Source organism: Dongshaea marina (assembly GCF_003072645.1).
In the GTDB taxonomy this organism is placed as follows: domain Bacteria; phylum Pseudomonadota; class Gammaproteobacteria; order Enterobacterales; family Aeromonadaceae; genus Dongshaea; species Dongshaea marina.
Genome location: NZ_CP028897.1, coordinates 2,357,730 through 2,374,886 on the forward strand (window position 1 = coordinate 2,357,730; position 17,157 = coordinate 2,374,886).

The window sequence follows — 17,157 nt, forward strand, 5'->3', positions numbered from 1 at the left end:
GGCGACCTTTGGCTGATCTAACCATCGCGTTAGATGCAATGGGGGGCGACCATGGCCCTCGGATCACAGTGCCTGCCGTAAGGGAGGCGCTGTTTTCCTGTTCTGAGCTTCATATCATCCTTGTCGGCCCTCAGGCTGAACTACTCCCGTATCTCTCTCAGTGTGGTCTGGACCAACATCCCAGGATCTCTGTGCACCACTGTAGTGAAGTGGTTCCCATGGATGCCAAGCCTGCTGTAGCATTGCGTGCATTCAAAGATTCATCGATGCGCAGAGCCCTGGAGCTGGTCAGAGATAAATTGGCGGATGCCTGTGTGAGTGCAGGAAATACGGGGGCGTTGATGGCGATGGCTAAGCATATTTTGCGGCCATTGTCCGGGGTTAATCGTCCGGCGCTGATTAAGCCACTGCCTCAGGTGGCAGGGCAAACCTTTTTGCTGGATCTTGGGGCGAATGTGGATTGTGATGCAGGTACTCTGTTTCAGTTTGCGCTGATGGGGAGTGCCTTAGCCAATACGGCGGGGCTCCGACAACCAAAGATAGCCCTGTTAAACATAGGTGAAGAGGCTAACAAGGGCACGGAAGCGGTTCGCTCCTGTGCGAAACGCTTGAGCGCCTGCTCTCAGGTGAACTATGTTGGTTACCTGGAAGCCAGTGCCCTGTTTAGTGGCAAGGCGGATGTGGTAGTTTGTGATGGATTTGTTGGCAATGTGGCACTGAAGAGCTGTGAGGGCACGGCACGTTTCATGTTGCAGATGGGGTTGGCCAGGTCAAAAGGTGGGCTGTTTGATCGTCTTTTGAGCCGCTGGTGGAAAAAGCGTTTGATTTTGTCCTCAATGAGTCTGAACCCCGACCAGTATAATGGCGCAAGTCTGTTAGGATTGCGCGGCATTGTGGTGAAAAGTCATGGAAGTGCCGGACAAGAGGCCTTCAGTCATGCCATTCATCAGGCAGCTGCTGAAGTAAAGGGGCAGCTCACAACAAAAATAATGGACAGATTGAATACTGTCCTTCTCGACGACGGGCGCAGTTGATCATCTATGTATACAAAAATTTTAGGTACTGGTAGTTATCTTCCAGATCAGATCCGTACCAATGCTGATTTAGAGAAGATGGTTGAGACCAGTGATGAGTGGATCGTGGAGCGGACCGGGATCCGTGAGCGTCGCATCGCTTCACAGGATGAGAGTGTCGTAACCATGGCACACCAGGCTTCTCTCAAGGCTCTTGAGATGGCAGGTGTGAGTGTGGATGAGATAGATCTCATCATTGTGGCAACTACGAGCGCACCCAATGCTTTCCCATCTGCAGCCTGTGAGCTCCAAGAGCGACTGGGTATTGCCGGATGTGGCGCTTTCGATGTAGGTGCTGCCTGCGCGGGTTTCACCTATGCATTGAGTGTGGCTGACCAATTTGTTCGTACCGGATACTCGAAGCGAGTGCTGGTGGTTGGGGCGGATGTTCTGGCACAGACCTGTGATCCAACCGATCGAGGCACCATCATCCTGTTTGGTGATGGTGCAGGAGCAGTGGTGCTTGGGCCGAGTGAAGAGCCTGGGATCCTGTCGACTCACCTTCAGTCTGACGGGCGTTATGGCGATCTTCTGAAACTGCCGAACGCACCTCGGGGTAAGGTTGGGTCTCCTAATAGCTGTTACCTCTCCATGAGAGGCAACGAAGTATTCAAACATGCGGTTCTGGGATTAAGCAAGATAGTCACACAGACCCTTGCTGCCAACCAGATAGACAAATCGGAATTGGACTGGTTGATACCGCATCAGGCGAATTACCGCATTATCAAGGCGACTGCCAAGAAGCTCGCAATGTCTGAAGATCAGGTGATCCTGACACTGGCGAAGCATGGTAATACCTCGGCAGCCTCGGTGCCGATCGCTCTGGATACCGGTGTTCGTGATGGCCGGATTGAACGGGGCCAGCTGCTGCTGCTTGAAGCGTTTGGTGGTGGGTTTACCTGTGGTTCGGCTTTGGTTCGTTTTTAAAGGAGCAGACGAATGACTCAATTTGCAATGGTGTTCCCCGGACAGGGATCACAGACAGTTGGCATGCTGGCAGAGCTTGCCGAAAACTATGATGTTGTTAAACAGACTTTCGCCGAGGCGAGTGAGGCTCTGGGTTATGATCTTTGGGCCCTGGTACAAAATGGCCCGGTCGAGGAGCTGAACAAGACTTTTCAGACCCAGCCGGCGCTGTTGACCGCTTCGGTTGCCATCTGGCGGGCCTGGCTGCAGCAGGGTGGGGCCAAGCCTCAACTGATGGCGGGTCACAGTTTGGGTGAATATTCTGCACTTGTGTGTGCCGGTGTTCTGGATTTTCAGGATGCGGTGAAGCTGGTTGAACTGCGTGGTAAGGCGATGCAGGAAGCTGTACCGGCCGGAACCGGAGCAATGGCGGCGATCATCGGTCTGGATGATGCGACCATCATCGCCAACTGTGACAAAGCCTCCCAGGGGGATGTGGTTTCTGCGGTAAACTTTAACTCGCCGGGTCAGGTAGTGATCGCAGGCTCCAAAGAGGCTGTTGAGCGTGCATCTGCCCTGATGAAAGAATCTGGTGCCAAGCGCGTGATGCCGTTGCCAGTCAGTGTTCCATCTCACTGTGCCCTGATGGAGCCTGCGGCGAAGAAGCTGGCCGATGCTTTGGTCCATGTGGAGCTAAAGCAGCCACAAATTGCTGTGATCAATAACGTGGATGTAGCTCAGCCAAGTTCACCCGAGGCGATTCGTGATGCCCTGGTGCGCCAGCTGCATAGCCCGGTTCGCTGGAGTGAGACGGTTCAGGCGATGGCGGATGCCGGTGTTGAGACTCAGGTTGAGATGGGACCGGGTAAGGTACTGTCTGGTCTGGTTCGCCGGATCAACAAACAGTTAAGTGCATTGGTTGCCAATGAGAGTACCGGCTTGTCTGACGCGATTGAAAAGACAGGCCAATAAGAGGAATGATGATGAATTTTCAAGATAAAGTCGTGCTGGTAACCGGCGCAAGTCGTGGAATTGGCCGTGCTATTGCCGAAGCATTTGCAAATGCAGGGGCTACCGTGATCGGGACTGCGACCAGTGAGCGTGGTGCCGAGGCGATCTCGTCTTATCTGGCGGATAAGGGTTGTGGTCTGGTTCTGAATGTGACCAGTCAGGAGTCAGTTGACGCCCTGTATGCGACCATCAGCGAGCGCTATGGCAGCGTTGATGTACTGATCAATAATGCAGGGATCACCAAAGATAACCTGATGATGCGGATGAAAGAGGAGGAGTGGTGCTCTGTCATCGATACCAACCTGACCTCTTTGTATCGTCTGTGTAAGCCGGTTCTGCGTGGCATGATGAAAAAGCGCTGTGGCCGGATCATTAGCATCGGCTCTGTGGTTGGTGGCATGGGTAATGCCGGGCAGGCAAACTATGCAGCGGCTAAAGCTGGACTGGTTGGTTTCACCAAGTCGCTGGCTCGTGAAGTTGCTTCCCGCGGTATTACTGTGAATGCGATCGCCCCCGGTTTTATCAGCACCGATATGACAGAGGCGATGACAGACGAGCGCAAGGCTCAAATGACGGCGCAGATCCCGGCAAACCGTCTTGGTACCGTGGATAATATTGCCCAGCCGGTTCTGTTTTTAGCTTCAGAAGGTGCCGACTACATCACGGGTGAGACCTTGCATGTCAATGGTGGCATGTATATGATCTAACCCTTGTGGTTATTGAACTTGGTCAGGCTAGGAATTGTTCATTCGGAACAAATTTTTGGTTTGACCCTCATTGAAGGGCTTGCAAACTTCAATGAAATGAATACACTACTGCAACGAACGCAATATGCGAAAATCTAAAGGAAAAATCAGGTCATGAGTAACATCGAAGAACGCGTTAAGAAGATCATCGTAGAACAACTGGGAGTGAAAGAGGAAGAAGTTAAATCTGAAGCTTCATTTGTTGATGATCTGGGTGCAGACTCTCTGGATACTGTTGAGCTGGTTATGGCTCTGGAAGAAGAGTTTGACACTGAGATTCCTGACGAGGAAGCAGAAAAGATCACTACTGTTCAGGCTGCTATTGACTACGTCAACGCAAACCAGGACTAATCCCTTTTCTAACCAGGGTGAACTTGTTCACCCTGGCTCTTTTTTATTCTATCTATCCCCACTCCTTTCGGAGGCTATTAAGTGTCAAAACGCAGAGTTGTTGTGACCGGCCTTGGAATGCTGTCCCCCGTTGGTAATACTGCAGAGTCATCCTGGCAGGCTGTGCTGGAAGGCCGTAGTGGTATTAGCGAAATTGAGCATTTCGACGCGAGCGGTTTCCCGGTAAAATTTGCTGGTATGGTTGATGGGTTCAATGCCGAAGATTACGGTATTACCCGCAAAGATCAACGTAAAATGGATCTCTTTATTCAGTACGGTATTGCGGCCGGCCTGATGGCTTTGGAAGACTCCGGCCTTGAGATCACCGATGAGAACGCCAAACGAGTTGGTGTTGCTGTGGGTTCAGGGATCGGCGGTCTGGGACTGATCGAACACCACCACAGCGCGCTGGTTAAAGGTGGTCCGCGTAAGATTGGTCCTTTCTTTGTTCCATCGACCATCATCAACATGGCGGCAGGTCACCTGTCGATCGTGAAGGGGCTGCGAGGCCCGAATATCGCGGTTTCAACCGCTTGTACCACGGGTACTCACTGTATCGGTATGGCTGCTCGTATGATCGCTTATGGCGACGCCGATGCGATGTTGGCCGGTGGTGCCGAGAAGGCATCAACTGAACTGGGTATTGGTGGTTTTGCTGCGGCAAAGGCACTGTCGACCCGCAATGATGAGCCGCAGAAGGCAAGCCGCCCCTGGGATAAAGACCGTGATGGTTTTGTTCTGGGCGATGGTGCTGGCGTGATGCTGCTTGAAGAGTATGAGCACGCTAAGGCGCGTGGCGCGACCATCTATGCCGAGCTGGTTGGCTTTGGCATGAGTGGTGATGCCTACCATATCACTACTCCAAGTGGTCTTGGTGCACGTGATGCAATGGAAAATGCGATCAACGATGCAGGCATCTGTGTTGAGCAGGTCGGCTATGTGAATGCCCATGGTACCTCGACGCCAGCCGGCGATATGGCAGAGCTTCAAGAGGTGAAGAACCTGTTCGGTGAGCATGCGAAAAATGGCATGATGGTCAGCTCGACTAAGTCGATGACAGGCCACCTTCTGGGGGCTGCTGGCGCGATTGAAGCGATCTTCACTGTGCAGGCCCTGCGCGATCAGATTGCACCACCAACCATCAATCTGGATAACCCAGAAGAGGGTTGTGATGTGGATCTGGTTCCTCATACCGCTAAGAAAGGGGAGTTCGAGTACGCACTCTCTAACTCTTTCGGTTTTGGTGGGACCAATGGGACACTGATCTTTAAGCGAGCCTGATTGGTCAGAACCTCGTTGTAAAAAGCCTGATATGGAAAATATCAGGCTTTTTTTTTGCTGCTCTACACCAGAGGCGATCATTGTGCTGAGTTTTGTCACACCCGAGAGCCAATAGAGTATTGAGATCTGAGAGTTGGTGTTATCTTGAGTCGCTGTTTTGATGATGCACCTGCCATGGGTGGCTTTAATCGGCAGAACACTACACTCGGAGCTATTGCATAGGGAGGAGAATAGGGTGAGTTGTGAATTATCTGCGAGTGATCGTGGACTCCTGTATGGCGATGGGATATTTACCACCATCTGTTTTAAGGGAGGGGCTTTACAGCTCTGGCCCTATCATCTTGAGCGTTTGCAGCAGGGCTGTCGACGACTATCGATCCCTGAGCCCGGGGAAGAGGAGCTGCTTGCACAGCTTGAGCCTTTTCTCAGCGCCGGAGAGGATCGGGTCGTTAAGATTATCATTACCCGGGGTACAGGAGGGCGGGGCTATTCAATGCCCAGTGAAGCATCACCCAGCGTATTGATCAGTGAGCATCCTCTGCCTGGCCATTATTCTCAGTGGCGTCAGCATGGGATCCGTCTGGGGGTATGTCGGCAGCATCTCGGCCATCAGCCAATGCTGGCAGGCCTTAAAACCCTCAACCGCCTTGAGCAGGTGCTGCTTAAAAAAGAGCTCGATGACTCCGGCTTCGATGAGGCACTGGTACTGGATCTGGATGCCAAGGTGACCGAGGCCGTATCTGCCAATATTTTTTGGCGTCACCAGGGACAGATCTATACCCCAAACCTTGAGCTTTCTGGAGTTTGTGGGGTGATGCGTCGCTGGGTGATAGAGCTCTGTGAAAAATATGGGCGCAAGGTTCGAGAGGTTCGCGCCTGCGTTGAGGAGCTTGCTGCAGCAGATGAGATCTGGCTGACCAATGCGCTCCTCGGAATTGCACCGGTCCGCGAATTTACTAAGCGAAGCTATGTTGACTGGTCGGTCAGTCGTTGGTTACAGGAGCAGCCATGCGTCGCGCTAACCTGATTAAGATCATTGTTTTGGTTGTCGTGTTGGGAGCTGCGGCAGGTGTTGGTTATGTGGGGCATCAGATTGCGCGAGTCGAGCAGCCGGGAGTCGTGACTCAATCACAGCTTTTTACCGTCTCCCGGGGGGAGTCTGCGCGCTCGGTGGCCCGGCGTCTACTTGCCGATAAGCCAGGGATCTCCCCTTTTTGGCAGGAGCTGTGGCTACGCTTTCATCCGGGATTATGGGCGATCCGGGCCGGGACTTACCAGCTGGATGCTGGCTGGAGTCTTCCTCAGGCGTTAGATTGGCTGGTTAATGGCTCACAATATCAGTTTCGGCTGACTTTTATTGAGGGTAGCGAGCTCTCTGAATGGCTCAAACAGCTGCAGGGAGCCTCCCATCTTGAACATCCACAACCTGCCCTGACGGCTCCTGCGATCGTCAAGGCTTTGGGGGCGAGTCATACTAATCTTGAGGGTCTGTTGCTCCCAGATACCTACCTGTATGTTGATGGGGAGACGGAGCTGGATATTCTCCGCCAGGCTTATACCCAGATGCAGCAGTTCTTGCAAAGTAGCTGGGCAGATCGCAGTTCCGGGTTACCCTATAAAACCCCTTATCAGGCACTGATCATGGCCTCGATGATTGAAAAAGAGACCGGGGCTAGCCAGGAACGTTCGCTGATCGCCTCGGTGTTTGTCAATCGCCTGAGACGAAATATGCGTCTTCAGTCTGATCCAACGGTGATCTATGCCCTGGGGAATAGTTACGATGGTCGTTTGTCACGGCGTGACTTGCGGGTAGCAAGCCCCTACAATACCTACCGGGTGCGAGGGTTGCCTCCAACTCCGATCGCCATGCCCGGACGGGCCTCCATTTTGGCGGCCTTGCATCCGGCAAAGAGCGCCTATCTCTATTTTGTGGCAAAGGGGGATGGGACACACTATTTTTCTAAGACCCTGGCCGAGCATAATCGGGCGGTACGTCGTTACATTCTGAATCGAAAATGAAAGCAAAATTTATTGTAGTTGAAGGCCTGGAAGGGGCCGGTAAGAGTAGCCTGATGCCTGCGGTGGTGAACTGGTTAGAGCAAAGGCTCAAGGTGCGGGTGATCACGACCCGGGAGCCCGGAGGAACCAAAATTGCGGAGCAGTTGCGCTCAATTATCAAGCATGGGATAGAGGAGGAGCACTTAAGCCCCATGGGTGAGGTACTGCTTCTCTATGCCGCACGATTGCAGCTGATCGAGCAGGTGATCAAACCTGCCCTGGAGCAGGAGATCTGGGTGGTTGGTGATCGCCATGATTTCTCGACTCTGGCTTACCAGGGAGCCGGGCGCTCACTGCCTTTTGATCAGTTGAAGCAGGTGCGCGATGTAACCCTCGGGGATTTTCGACCCGATCTGACCCTTTACCTGGATCTGGATCCAGAACTCGGGATGCAGCGGGCGCGTAGTCGCGGAGAGCTGGACCGGATTGAGCGTCAGCATATCGATTTCTTTCATCGGGCCCGGGCCCGCTATCAGCAGCTCGTCGCTGAGGAGCCTAAGGCTGTGACCATAGATGCCTCACAGACTCCGGAGCAGGTCCAACAGTCGGTGCTGTCGGTGTTGGAGCAGAAATTTTGCTGAGTTATCCCTGGCTGGAAGAGCCCTGGCAGCAGCTATTGACTCAGAAGAACAACCAGCGCTTCCCCCATGCACTGCTGTTACAGGCTCCGGATGGAATGGCGCACCAGGAGCTGCTTAAGCAGTTAGCAAAGCTGCTGCTGTGTGAGGCTCCAACTCCTCAGGGGTATTGTGGTCAGTGTCACTCTTGCCGCTTGTTTGAGGCGGGTAATCATCCGGATCTGTTGCAACTTGAGCCTGAAACTAAAACCATAGGGGTGGATGTGATCCGGGTTTTAGGCGAGCGCTTTGCCAAGCGTCCAACCCTTGGGAGGGCTCAGGTCGCACTCATTGAGTCCGCCGGGCGGCTCACCGAGAATGCGGCTAATGCCCTGTTGAAAACCCTCGAAGAGCCGGTTTCGGATAGCTACCTGTTTTTACATTGTCAGAGCCGGGATCAGCTATTGCCGACCATTACCAGCCGCTGTTATCAGCAGATCCTGACGGCCCCGGCGGAAGCCATAACCCAGAAGTGGCTTGCACAGAGGCTGCAGCACCCTCCTTCCATGACTGAGCTGCGTCTTAATCAGGGGCTGCCACTTCGAGTGCTTAGATTTTGTGAAAAGCAGGGTGGGGAGGAGCGCAAGCTGATAGAGGCGATTGGCAAACTTGCTGACTCACCGCAGCAGGTGATGGTTATTCGGGATCTCATTGCCGAGGAGTTTGAAGAGCGTCTCAATTGGTTGCTCTATTTCATTCAGGATCTTCAGCGTTACCTGCTGGGTTGCTCCAGCGAGAGCTGGGTGTGGCAGCAAGCCAAAGCATCGGTTGAAAGCCTGGGGAAACGGTCGTCACTGGCAAAGGTTCAGCGCCACTATCATGGGCTGCTTGAGCTTAAAAGGCAGGCGAGGCCCGGTACCCTGGTTAATCCAAAGTTGCAGCTTATGTCCTGGCTCAGTCTGTTTTATGAGGATTGCTGCTCGAGACGCTGATTCTCTACGGCTCTGTGCCGGGGTAACCACTTAGAATTCAGCAGTTAATTGGTCTACCTTGATAAAGGGAGAGTAGTCGCAGGCAAGGGCTATGGACAGCGATTCTAAAACATGTTTAACCCTGAACATTCCGATCGTTGACCGGCAACATCAATGGTTGTTTGAGCTGATTGAAGAGCTGGGACAGATGAAGCCATCCGGAACAAGTAAGCGAAAAGTGGCTATCATACTCTCAAAGCTGCTTGATTACTCCCATTATCACTTCGAGACGGAGGAGAAGCTGTTCCGGCTCAATGAATATCCGGTTGCCGAGGAACACCTGGAGGATCATGAGCACTTTGTGTTTACTTTTAATAAGCTCAGAAAGGAGTTTGATAAGGCAGAAGATAATCAGCCGGAGACAGAGGCGGAGCTTATCATCAAAATCCACCGCTACCTGCTGAGATGGTGGACACATCATATTCTAGAAAAAGACAGCCAGTATGTTGATTTTATTAAGAATACTGAGATCTAGCCGATTGCTTTAGTTGGTTTGTCACTTACCCGGATATTATTTTATGACAGGCATCCCCCTGTATGCTCGATGCCATTGCTTTCGCTACGTCACGAGGCAGCAACGGCGATGCTGGCGATGGGTCTAAATGCTCCCCGAACAACCTCCTTCGATATAAAACCTATATAGGCCCTCGTGCTTGTTATCCATGACGCGGTTCATACCTATCAAGCATGGGGGTCGTTCAGCCAGGATCTCACTGCAGCAACGGCTTCACATAAAGCACATCCGTCCTCCCCTGAGATCTTCAATCCAACAGCTTACGTTCGCATTATCTGCAGATGAGCTTTTCACCGCCTTAACTCCAGTTAGAAAGTGGGCTGTGATTGCTATAAGATGCTTAGTCATGATTTGAAGTTATGAGCAGCGATAAATGAGCTGCGGTTATTCATTTTACCAGGAGTGTTAGGTGTTACTCGTTGATTCACATTGTCATCTCGATCGCCTTCTTTATTGTGACGAGCTTCCCTCACTGGAAGCGGCCCTTAAGCAAGCCAGCCAGCGCGGAGTTGGATTGTTCCTCAGTGTCGGCGTGACATTGGATGGTTTTGCCGAAATGATTAAGCTGGTTGAGCCCTATCCATCTGTGCATGCATCCTGCGGCGTTCATCCCCTGAGTATCGCCGATGGGGTCGATATGGCGCAGTTACGTGAATATGCGGCGCACCCTAAGGTGGTGGCGATCGGCGAGACCGGCCTTGATTATTACTATGCGCAGAACCAGGCGGAGCAGCAACAAGCATTTGCCGGGCAGATTGAGCTGGCGGCTGAGCTGGCCAAACCCCTTATCATCCACTCCCGGGATGCCAATGCCGATACCATAGCTCTGCTCAAGGCCCATGGTGGTGAAAAAGCGGGGGGAGTGATCCACTGCTTTACCGGCGATCAGGCGATGGCTGAGCAGGCCCTGGAGCTTGGGTTTTATATTTCGTTTTCCGGGATCATCAGCTTTAATAGTGCCCAGGCGCTACGAGATGTGGCGGCTAGCATTCCACTGGAGAGATTACTGGTTGAGACTGACTCACCCTATCTGGCTCCCGTGCCATATCGGGGGCAGAGTAACCGCCCCGCTTACACCCGGGTGGTGGCAGAGAAGCTTGCCGAGCTCAAGGGGATCGGCCTCGAAGAGTTGGCTGAGATCACCACCAATAACTATCTGAAACTGTTTTCGATCCGGGATCCACAGCCCTTTGTTGTCGATTGAACCGGTAGCAGGAGGTACCTCCGTGGTTGATTTGTGAACCTGTGATCCACGGCAGTTTTTTCGCTGGGTGAAGAAACACTTTGTTACTTTTCTATGTTAGAATCGCACCACGTCTGCGATGTAATAATGCGGATTAGAAAAAACAAAGGGAATTAGAAAATGAAATTTTGTACTGACAACGGCCCAGTTGATATTGAACCTCAAGAGATCACTCAATGCTCCTCCATCGCAGGAGGCGCGCGGACCATGGTGGAGTATCACGACAGTGAACAAAACCTGTGCCGGGTGGTGGTTAATGAAAACCCTAACCAAATGCGTATGACTATGATGGCTTCGCCACAGAAGCTATAAGGTCAAATGGCACAACCTCACTTAGGTTGTGCCTGCTCCCTCCTTCTCCTTCTTTATTTTATCCAAGCCATTTCGCTGGTTTATTGCTCGCCTGTCTCTCCTTGTTCCATTATTTAATGGGGAACATAGCTAATTTTCACCCGTTGTCGGGTATCATGATCTGATGCAGGGAGTCGGATGGATAATCCTCCACAAGGACTGATTAATGTGAGGTTCAATGTTTTTAGAGCAGGTTGACGTAGTTGGTTTTCGGGGTATCAGCCGTTTAAGCCTCAAGATGAGTTCAACGACCGTTTTGATCGGTGAAAATGCCTGGGGTAAGAGTAGTTTTCTGGATCTCTTGTGCCGGATCCTGGGTCAGGATTCCGGGCTCTATCAATTCAGTGAGTCCGATTTTCATCAGCCCTGGGAGGATGAGCTGGAGTCGGCCAGTCATCTGCATGTAGTGCTCACCTTCAGAGAGCGACGCAGCGGCAGCAGTCAATCCAAACGCCTGGAGCACTTTAAGCCGGTCTGGTGTGAGAGCCGGCGCCGCGATAAATACCAGCGGATCTACTATAGGCTCTCGGCAGAGCACAGTGGGCGGGGAGTCTCCACCGAACACAGTTTTTTGGATCGCCATGGCCACTCAATTGAACTGGAAAACAGCCAGCAGCTATTGCTGGATCTGGTGGCGATGAACCCGGTGATCCGCATTCGCGATGCCCGGGCGAACCGTGAGCTGGGAGAGACCGAGCTGGAGTGCAGTCCTGAGAGTCAGGAGGACGGCTCGACCCACTCTCTGGAGCTGCGTTTGGAGCAGTTGACCCACAAGCTCAGTGAGATGCCGCAACAGCTCTCCGAGAGCGAGGTCCGTGATGGAATGCATGCGATCCGTTGCCTGCTTGAGCACTACTTCCTTTCTTTTGGTCAGCGTCATCAGCCCCAGCGGCGCGCCCGGGATATCGCGATCAAGCCGGTATCGATGCAGGGGCTGAGTAACCTGACCGATCTGGTGCGCGGCACCGACAATCGCCACGCCAGGCTTGCTTTGATGGGAGTGGTAGGCACCCTTCTCACCGAGGGACGTACCCGGATGCTGCGTCCGGATGTACGGCCGATTTTGATCGTAGAAGATCCTGAGAGCCGCTTACATCCAACTTTGTTGGCGCTGGCCTGGGGGCTGGTGGAACAGCTACCGGCTCAGAAACTGGTGACCACCAACTCGCTGGATCTGCTGGCATCCATTCCCCTTAATCAGATCCGCCGCCTGGTGCGCCATCAGCATAAGATTGAGGTTTATCGGCTGGGCAATGAGTTTTACTCGGCCGAGGATCTGCGCAAGATCGCTTTTCATCTGCGACTGAATCGTCCGGGCTCTTTGTTTGCCCGCTGCTGGCTGCTGGTGGAGGGGGAGACTGAGCTATGGTTACTCTCAGAGTTAGCGCGGGTGTGTGGCTATAGCCTGCGCGCCGAAGGTGTGCGGATCATTGAGTTTGCCCAGTGTGGGATCAAGCCACTCATTAAGCTTGCCCGGGATTTTGGGGTGGAGTGGCATCTTTTGACCGATGGCGACGAGGCTGGCCTCAAGTACGCGAATACGGTGCAGATCCGTCTGGAAGGGGAGCGGGAGAAGGATCGGCTGACTGTGTTGCCGGCACGGGATATTGAGCATTTTCTGTATAAGAACGGCTTTGAAGAGGTCTACCGAAAAGCGGCGGGCTCTGCGGGTAAGCGCAACATGCCGCAGCGACGGATCATCGAGAAGGCTATCTCCCGCTACAGCAAGCCGGGGATGGCGCTGTCGATCCTGGAGGCGATAGAGGCGCAACCTGAGTCTAGTATTGAAAAGATCCCATTGTTATTCCGCCAGCTATTTGCCCGGGTGATTAGCCTGGCAAGAAGGCAAGCGGGTTAAATTCAATATTATGCCATCATACCTATTGTTTAAACTTCAGTTAAAAACCTGTCTACAGGAGTAAAGCGTGCTTGAGAATTTCTATCAGCCCATAGCCCTCATCTTCTCCCTGATGGGCTCCGGGGCGCTGCTGATCTTATGGGTGATTATCCGCAAGGCAGAGCTTTGCCCAGGCCAGTATGGGCGGATCCTTGAGAAGCTTTTTTCGGTATGGGTATTACAGCTTTGTGGAGCTTTGTTTGGTTTGAGTGGGGAGTTAATCCCTGGGCATTGGGCTGCCTGTGTGCAAGTGGCTTAGTGGGGATAGGCTTAAGCTTTTTTCTCTCCAGGGGCCGGGCTTCTCAGAGCATGATAGATCGAACCCTGATGATTTGTGGCTTTCTGAGTTTGATTGGGATCGTAATCCTGTTAGTGGTAACACAGCTTTGGATGGGAATTCTTGTATTGCTACTGTGTGGCGGCGCTTTTGCCCATCAGCTTTTGCTTAAGGCGGGGCACCGGCTGAACGCTTTTGATCTCATCTTGCCTCTGTCTGGTCTTGTCCTTGGGATCATCATCTTGATCTCTTTGCTGGGAACTATCCTGCTTGGTAAACAACTGCTATCCGTTTCTGAGCAGCTTGAACTCTTGGTTCGTAGCCTGTTTTTGATGGCGGCTCTGCTGGTGTGGTGCGCACCTCTATTGCTACAGAAAAAAGCGGCCCCAACCCTGCTGGGGATTGTCTGTGTGTTGCTGCTTATCTCTGAGTCGACCGGTTTGCATCTGCTGTTGCAAAGTTAAGCTGTCAGTGACATTGGCTACGAGATACAAGCCGTTGGACTTTTCATTACAAGGAGGGCTCGCTATGCTGTGGGCCCGTATCACTTCTTTAAAAGAGTAAGCACTCAAAAATGACTTCCAGGCGATCTCTTCTCTCTTCTCGCAACCGAGCTGCGGTCATATTGCTCATTGCCCTTGGCGGCGCGACTCTCAGTGGCTGTAGTGTGGTGGAGGGAACCTATGATGTGGTTGCAGGAACGGTGAAGGGGGTTTACTACATCACTAAGGGGACGGTGACGGCGGTGTACCATGTGGGTAAGTTTACCTATGAGGTAGTCAAAGCTCCCATTAGTTGGGCGCTGACCAACCCTGATCTTGAGACAATCGATGGTTTGCCGGTTAAAGAGGCGATTCGCTTAGGAAAAGTCAAAGACTCTCCCTATACGGTGAAGGGTAAAAAGTACTACCCGATGAGTGTTGCCAAGGCGCAGCACTATGAGCAGACAGGGATCGCCTCCTGGTATGGGGATGAAACCCTCAACATGAAAGATGGCCACATGACGGCCAATGGCGAGGCCTTCAATCCCAATGCGCTGTCGGCGGCCCATAAATACCTGCCGCTTCCAACAAATGTGAAGGTCACCAATCTTGCTAATGGCCGCTCCGTGGTGGTGCGGGTCAACGACCGAGGGCCATTTCCCAGTGATCATAATCCGGATTCAGGTAAGCGGATCATCGATCTTAGCTATGGTGCAGCTCGTGAGCTTGGATTTGCCAAAAAGGGAACGGCCCGGGTTAGGGTCCAGACGGTGCACCTGGATAGCTGATATTTCAGGAATGAGCTTTCTGGCAGAACGATTCACCTTAGTGGCTTGGTGTTTGCCTCTGTGCTTAAGCTTCTTTATGAACTACAAGGCTTGAACGCGGTGACATATATAGCATTCACTGTGCTAAGGGAGCCCGTACCAGCTTTGAACCTGTAATTCAGGGGAGGTTAAGCCTGGTTATAGTAGTTTTGTTTTCAGAAAACTTTGGTTTCTAAAACTGCTAAGGACCTCTCTTTTTGATAGCATCGGCCTCATTGTTACGTTATGTTACATGACAGGCCTGAGCATTACATCGCTAATACCCGCCAGTCACTTCTCTTTTTAGTCATTCAAAATGAATTTTGAGCTGATTTTTTCATGGGAAAACAGCCCTAAAACCCTCCCAGATTCAAATTAAGGCATTTGACCTAGATGGAATTTTAATTCAGAAAAAATCCTTTAAAAACACTAGGTTAAATGTTGGTCGGCACTTACTTATTTTGCTCAAAACTAGTTTCAACCCTCTTTGAAAAAAATTAGCGCTTGCCTGAAAAAGCAGCGCCGAGTATCTTTTGCGCCATCAACGAAACACACTAAACAAAAATTAAATGTTTAGAGGATGACTAAGCAGTTTTGTTTATTGGTTGATGACGATTTATTTGCTGGAGTTTTTTGAAATTACTTTCAGCTATTAACCTTGACTATGGATAGTTATCGCAAGTATCTGTTTTGCGAGCTATCTATTAGCTTTTTTGTTTTTGCACAATCTCTATCTTTACCTTTGGAGTTTATAATGAAATTCGTTACTAACGCATGTACTGCTGCTTACTCTAAGACTGCTGCTGCCCTGACTACTTTTACTCGTGATGAGCGTGGTGTCACTGCAATTGAATATTCTTTGATTGGTGTTGCTGTAGCAGTAATCCTGGTTTATGCATTCAATGGTGACTCTGGCGCAATCTCTGGACCATTGAAAACACTGTTCTCGACAATTGCAACCAAAGTAAGTACTGCTAGTACTGCAACATTTTCTGGTATTAGCTAAATAAACATCATTACTGAAAAAATGTTTCAGTAGTGAACTCCAGCATCATTATATTTAGTGGTGCTGGAGGTTCCACTATTTACTTAAATTACACGAGTTATATGCCTGTGGAAATAGTCGCTTTCCTAATTATTTCTTTCATTGGGCTATATGTTTGTATTACAGACTATACTCAGAGAAGAATAAATAACAATGCTGTTTTATGTGTGTTTATACTATTGTCAGCTATAGCAATTTTTCATGATAAATATATCTCTGGGCTTGTACTGGCTATTTCTGTAATTTTCATTGGATATGTACTATTTGTTGTAAAGGTTCTTGGTGCTGGTGATGTCAAGCTTGTCGCAGCCTTTGCTCCTGCTTTAACTTGGTCCGGTGTGGTTGTAGGGCTTTTTGGTATGTGTGTGCTTGGCGGGCTGCTGGCAGCTGGTTATCTTCTCTACGGAGTTTGCTCCGGGCGTTTGAAAGAGGTTCGCCAACGAGGTATCCCCTATGGGATCCCGATAGTGATCTCATTTCTAACGGTTTTATACTTCCAGTTAGATATTGGAAACCAGTTCCAATCTTTAATGATGTAATCAATAGTTATATTTACTTCTCCGAATTAAGAGGTTTCGACATGGGTCGACAAACAATATATATCCTTGCTTTGTGCGCAATCTGTGTCGGGGCGTTTGGATTATTTAAAAACTATTTTGTGCATCCGGTAGCCCAGGCTAAACCGGTGAAAAAAGTTCAATTAGTGGTGGTTTATTCGGCTAAATATCCTTTAAAGGCGCAAACCCTGCTCAAGCGCCAGGATGTAGAACGTAAGGCGATCCCCCTTGAGAAAGCTGCTCAATTTGGGATCAAACAGGATCAAAAGCTTCCCTTTGATCAAGGGTACCTGTTGTTAAATAGTGTTGCTCAGGAGGGATATATCACCCCTGATATGTTGAGCAAGCCAGATATTAACTATTTTATGCAAAAGGCAAAACGCATGAACATGGTTGCGGTACCCCTTAAAATTAATGGAATGCAGAAGCTGGATGCGATGTTGCATGCCGGCGATCAGGTTTCACTTCTGCAAATTACCGATCGTAATCGCAGCATGGCTGCCTCCAAGGTGGAGGAGAGTAGCAGTGCACCAAGTCCTGATATTGCAGTGAGCATGCTTCAGCCAAATATTAAGCTGCTCTCAATTGAACCAATAGCTGCATCGCAGACATCGAGTTCAGATGATGCATCGCATATTCTTCCTGGTTCTCACTCTGCTAAAAAAGCGCTCCCACAATCGATGGCAGGTTATCGCTCCTATCAGGTGATTGTTGCGGTGCCCCACAGCCAGGTTTCTCGCTTACTGCTGGCTCAGAGGGTCTCTTACCTCATCATGCAGACCTATGTTCCGGGTGTAACTGATTACGCCGATATGGGTGATGTAGTTCCTGATTACAGCACTGTGACTGAGTTACGTGCTGGTGGTAAGGCTAGTGCGAGTTAAGCCCGTAGTGACCACCAGTTAGGGGCGTTAAGACGCCCCTTATTTTTG

The 17,157-nt window shown here is 51.0% G+C and carries 20 protein-coding genes; all 20 read left to right on the top strand.

From position 1 onward, the window contains the following. Nucleotides 1-8 precede the first annotated feature (8 nt). The 20 genes from plsX to DB847_RS11385 all read left to right on the top strand — a co-directional run bounded on the left by plsX (nucleotide 9) and on the right by DB847_RS11385 (nucleotide 17,109). Entirely contained in the window at nucleotides 9-1,034 is a 1,026-nt protein-coding gene (plsX, locus tag DB847_RS11290; protein WP_108650774.1) for a phosphate acyltransferase PlsX, read from the top strand. A gap of 6 nt (nucleotides 1,035-1,040) precedes the next feature. Then, a complete protein-coding gene (locus tag DB847_RS11295; RefSeq protein WP_108650775.1) occupies nucleotides 1,041-2,000 on the top strand; it encodes a beta-ketoacyl-ACP synthase III in 960 nt (319 codons plus the stop codon). A 12-nt stretch (nucleotides 2,001-2,012) separates the two neighbouring features. Next, nucleotides 2,013-2,951, top strand: coding sequence for an ACP S-malonyltransferase (gene fabD, locus DB847_RS11300; RefSeq protein WP_108650776.1), 939 nt, complete (start codon nucleotides 2,013-2,015; stop codon nucleotides 2,949-2,951). Nucleotides 2,952-2,962: 11 nt separating this feature from the next. Next, on the top strand, nucleotides 2,963-3,697 hold the full coding sequence (fabG, locus tag DB847_RS11305) for a 3-oxoacyl-ACP reductase FabG (protein ID WP_108650777.1): 735 nt from the start codon (nucleotides 2,963-2,965) through the stop codon (nucleotides 3,695-3,697). Nucleotides 3,698-3,850: 153 nt separating this feature from the next. Further along, the gene (acpP, locus tag DB847_RS11310; protein ID WP_108650778.1) at nucleotides 3,851-4,087 is read left to right on the top strand and encodes an acyl carrier protein; all 237 of its coding nucleotides are present in this window, start codon (nucleotides 3,851-3,853) and stop codon (nucleotides 4,085-4,087) included. An 81-nt stretch (nucleotides 4,088-4,168) separates the two neighbouring features. Next, nucleotides 4,169-5,407: a beta-ketoacyl-ACP synthase II gene (gene fabF, locus DB847_RS11315; protein ID WP_108650779.1), complete on the top strand. Its 1,239-nt coding sequence runs from the start codon at nucleotides 4,169-4,171 to the stop codon at nucleotides 5,405-5,407. A gap of 235 nt (nucleotides 5,408-5,642) precedes the next feature. Continuing rightward, complete coding sequence (gene pabC, locus DB847_RS11320; RefSeq protein WP_159084552.1) at nucleotides 5,643-6,434, top strand: aminodeoxychorismate lyase; 792 nt, start codon at nucleotides 5,643-5,645, stop codon at nucleotides 6,432-6,434. Then, on the top strand, nucleotides 6,416-7,426 hold the full coding sequence (mltG, locus tag DB847_RS11325; RefSeq protein WP_108650780.1) for an endolytic transglycosylase MltG: 1,011 nt from the start codon (nucleotides 6,416-6,418) through the stop codon (nucleotides 7,424-7,426). Before pabC ends, mltG begins: the two co-directional genes overlap by 19 nt. Continuing rightward, nucleotides 7,423-8,046 carry a dTMP kinase gene (tmk, locus tag DB847_RS11330; protein ID WP_108650781.1) on the top strand — a complete coding sequence of 208 codons (624 nt, stop codon included), beginning with the start codon at nucleotides 7,423-7,425 and terminating at the stop codon, nucleotides 8,044-8,046. Before mltG ends, tmk begins: the two co-directional genes overlap by 4 nt. After that, nucleotides 8,040-9,014 (top strand): DNA polymerase III subunit delta', encoded by a 975-nt coding sequence (gene holB / locus DB847_RS11335; RefSeq protein ID WP_108650782.1) that lies wholly within the window; start codon nucleotides 8,040-8,042, stop codon nucleotides 9,012-9,014. Before tmk ends, holB begins: the two co-directional genes overlap by 7 nt. Before the next feature lie 91 nt (nucleotides 9,015-9,105). Beyond that, a complete protein-coding gene (locus tag DB847_RS11340) occupies nucleotides 9,106-9,528 on the top strand; it encodes a bacteriohemerythrin (protein ID WP_108650783.1) in 423 nt (140 codons plus the stop codon). 448 nt (nucleotides 9,529-9,976) lie between these two features. Continuing rightward, complete coding sequence (locus DB847_RS11345) at nucleotides 9,977-10,771, top strand: TatD family hydrolase (RefSeq protein WP_108650784.1); 795 nt, start codon at nucleotides 9,977-9,979, stop codon at nucleotides 10,769-10,771. A gap of 159 nt (nucleotides 10,772-10,930) precedes the next feature. Further along, nucleotides 10,931-11,122 (top strand): hypothetical protein, encoded by a 192-nt coding sequence (locus tag DB847_RS11350; protein WP_108650785.1) that lies wholly within the window; start codon nucleotides 10,931-10,933, stop codon nucleotides 11,120-11,122. A 217-nt stretch (nucleotides 11,123-11,339) separates the two neighbouring features. After that, nucleotides 11,340-13,019: a DUF2813 domain-containing protein gene (locus DB847_RS11355; protein ID WP_108650786.1), complete on the top strand. Its 1,680-nt coding sequence runs from the start codon at nucleotides 11,340-11,342 to the stop codon at nucleotides 13,017-13,019. A 67-nt stretch (nucleotides 13,020-13,086) separates the two neighbouring features. Continuing rightward, nucleotides 13,087-13,317 carry a hypothetical protein gene (locus tag DB847_RS11360; RefSeq protein WP_108650787.1) on the top strand — a complete coding sequence of 77 codons (231 nt, stop codon included), beginning with the start codon at nucleotides 13,087-13,089 and terminating at the stop codon, nucleotides 13,315-13,317. Between the two features lie 50 nt (nucleotides 13,318-13,367). Continuing rightward, nucleotides 13,368-13,799, top strand: coding sequence for a hypothetical protein (locus DB847_RS11365; protein WP_159084553.1), 432 nt, complete (start codon nucleotides 13,368-13,370; stop codon nucleotides 13,797-13,799). 110 nt (nucleotides 13,800-13,909) lie between these two features. Next, complete coding sequence (locus tag DB847_RS26375; RefSeq protein ID WP_108650789.1) at nucleotides 13,910-14,605, top strand: septal ring lytic transglycosylase RlpA family protein; 696 nt, start codon at nucleotides 13,910-13,912, stop codon at nucleotides 14,603-14,605. Between the two features lie 772 nt (nucleotides 14,606-15,377). After that, complete coding sequence (locus tag DB847_RS11375; RefSeq protein ID WP_108650790.1) at nucleotides 15,378-15,629, top strand: Flp family type IVb pilin; 252 nt, start codon at nucleotides 15,378-15,380, stop codon at nucleotides 15,627-15,629. Nucleotides 15,630-15,661: 32 nt separating this feature from the next. Next, nucleotides 15,662-16,207, top strand: a complete 546-nt coding sequence (locus DB847_RS11380) for an A24 family peptidase (protein ID WP_159084554.1) — start codon at nucleotides 15,662-15,664, stop codon at nucleotides 16,205-16,207. A gap of 41 nt (nucleotides 16,208-16,248) precedes the next feature. After that, nucleotides 16,249-17,109: a CpaB family protein gene (locus DB847_RS11385; RefSeq protein ID WP_108650792.1), complete on the top strand. Its 861-nt coding sequence runs from the start codon at nucleotides 16,249-16,251 to the stop codon at nucleotides 17,107-17,109. Nucleotides 17,110-17,157: the final 48 nt, after the last annotated feature.

Coding starts and splice junctions, on each gene's coding strand:
- mltG (WP_108650780.1), top strand. CDS start 6,416: ATGCGTCGCGCTAACCTGATTAAGATCATTGTTTTGGTTGTCGTGTTG.
- DB847_RS11295 (WP_108650775.1), top strand. CDS start 1,041: ATGTATACAAAAATTTTAGGTACTGGTAGTTATCTTCCAGATCAGATC.
- fabG (WP_108650777.1), top strand. CDS start 2,963: ATGAATTTTCAAGATAAAGTCGTGCTGGTAACCGGCGCAAGTCGTGGA.
- DB847_RS11365 (WP_159084553.1), top strand. CDS start 13,368: ATGATAGATCGAACCCTGATGATTTGTGGCTTTCTGAGTTTGATTGGG.
- DB847_RS11355 (WP_108650786.1), top strand. CDS start 11,340: ATGTTTTTAGAGCAGGTTGACGTAGTTGGTTTTCGGGGTATCAGCCGT.
- fabD (WP_108650776.1), top strand. CDS start 2,013: ATGACTCAATTTGCAATGGTGTTCCCCGGACAGGGATCACAGACAGTT.
- DB847_RS11385 (WP_108650792.1), top strand. CDS start 16,249: ATGGGTCGACAAACAATATATATCCTTGCTTTGTGCGCAATCTGTGTC.
- DB847_RS11350 (WP_108650785.1), top strand. CDS start 10,931: ATGAAATTTTGTACTGACAACGGCCCAGTTGATATTGAACCTCAAGAG.
- acpP (WP_108650778.1), top strand. CDS start 3,851: ATGAGTAACATCGAAGAACGCGTTAAGAAGATCATCGTAGAACAACTG.
- tmk (WP_108650781.1), top strand. CDS start 7,423: ATGAAAGCAAAATTTATTGTAGTTGAAGGCCTGGAAGGGGCCGGTAAG.
- DB847_RS26375 (WP_108650789.1), top strand. CDS start 13,910: ATGACTTCCAGGCGATCTCTTCTCTCTTCTCGCAACCGAGCTGCGGTC.
- DB847_RS11375 (WP_108650790.1), top strand. CDS start 15,378: ATGAAATTCGTTACTAACGCATGTACTGCTGCTTACTCTAAGACTGCT.
- DB847_RS11340 (WP_108650783.1), top strand. CDS start 9,106: ATGGACAGCGATTCTAAAACATGTTTAACCCTGAACATTCCGATCGTT.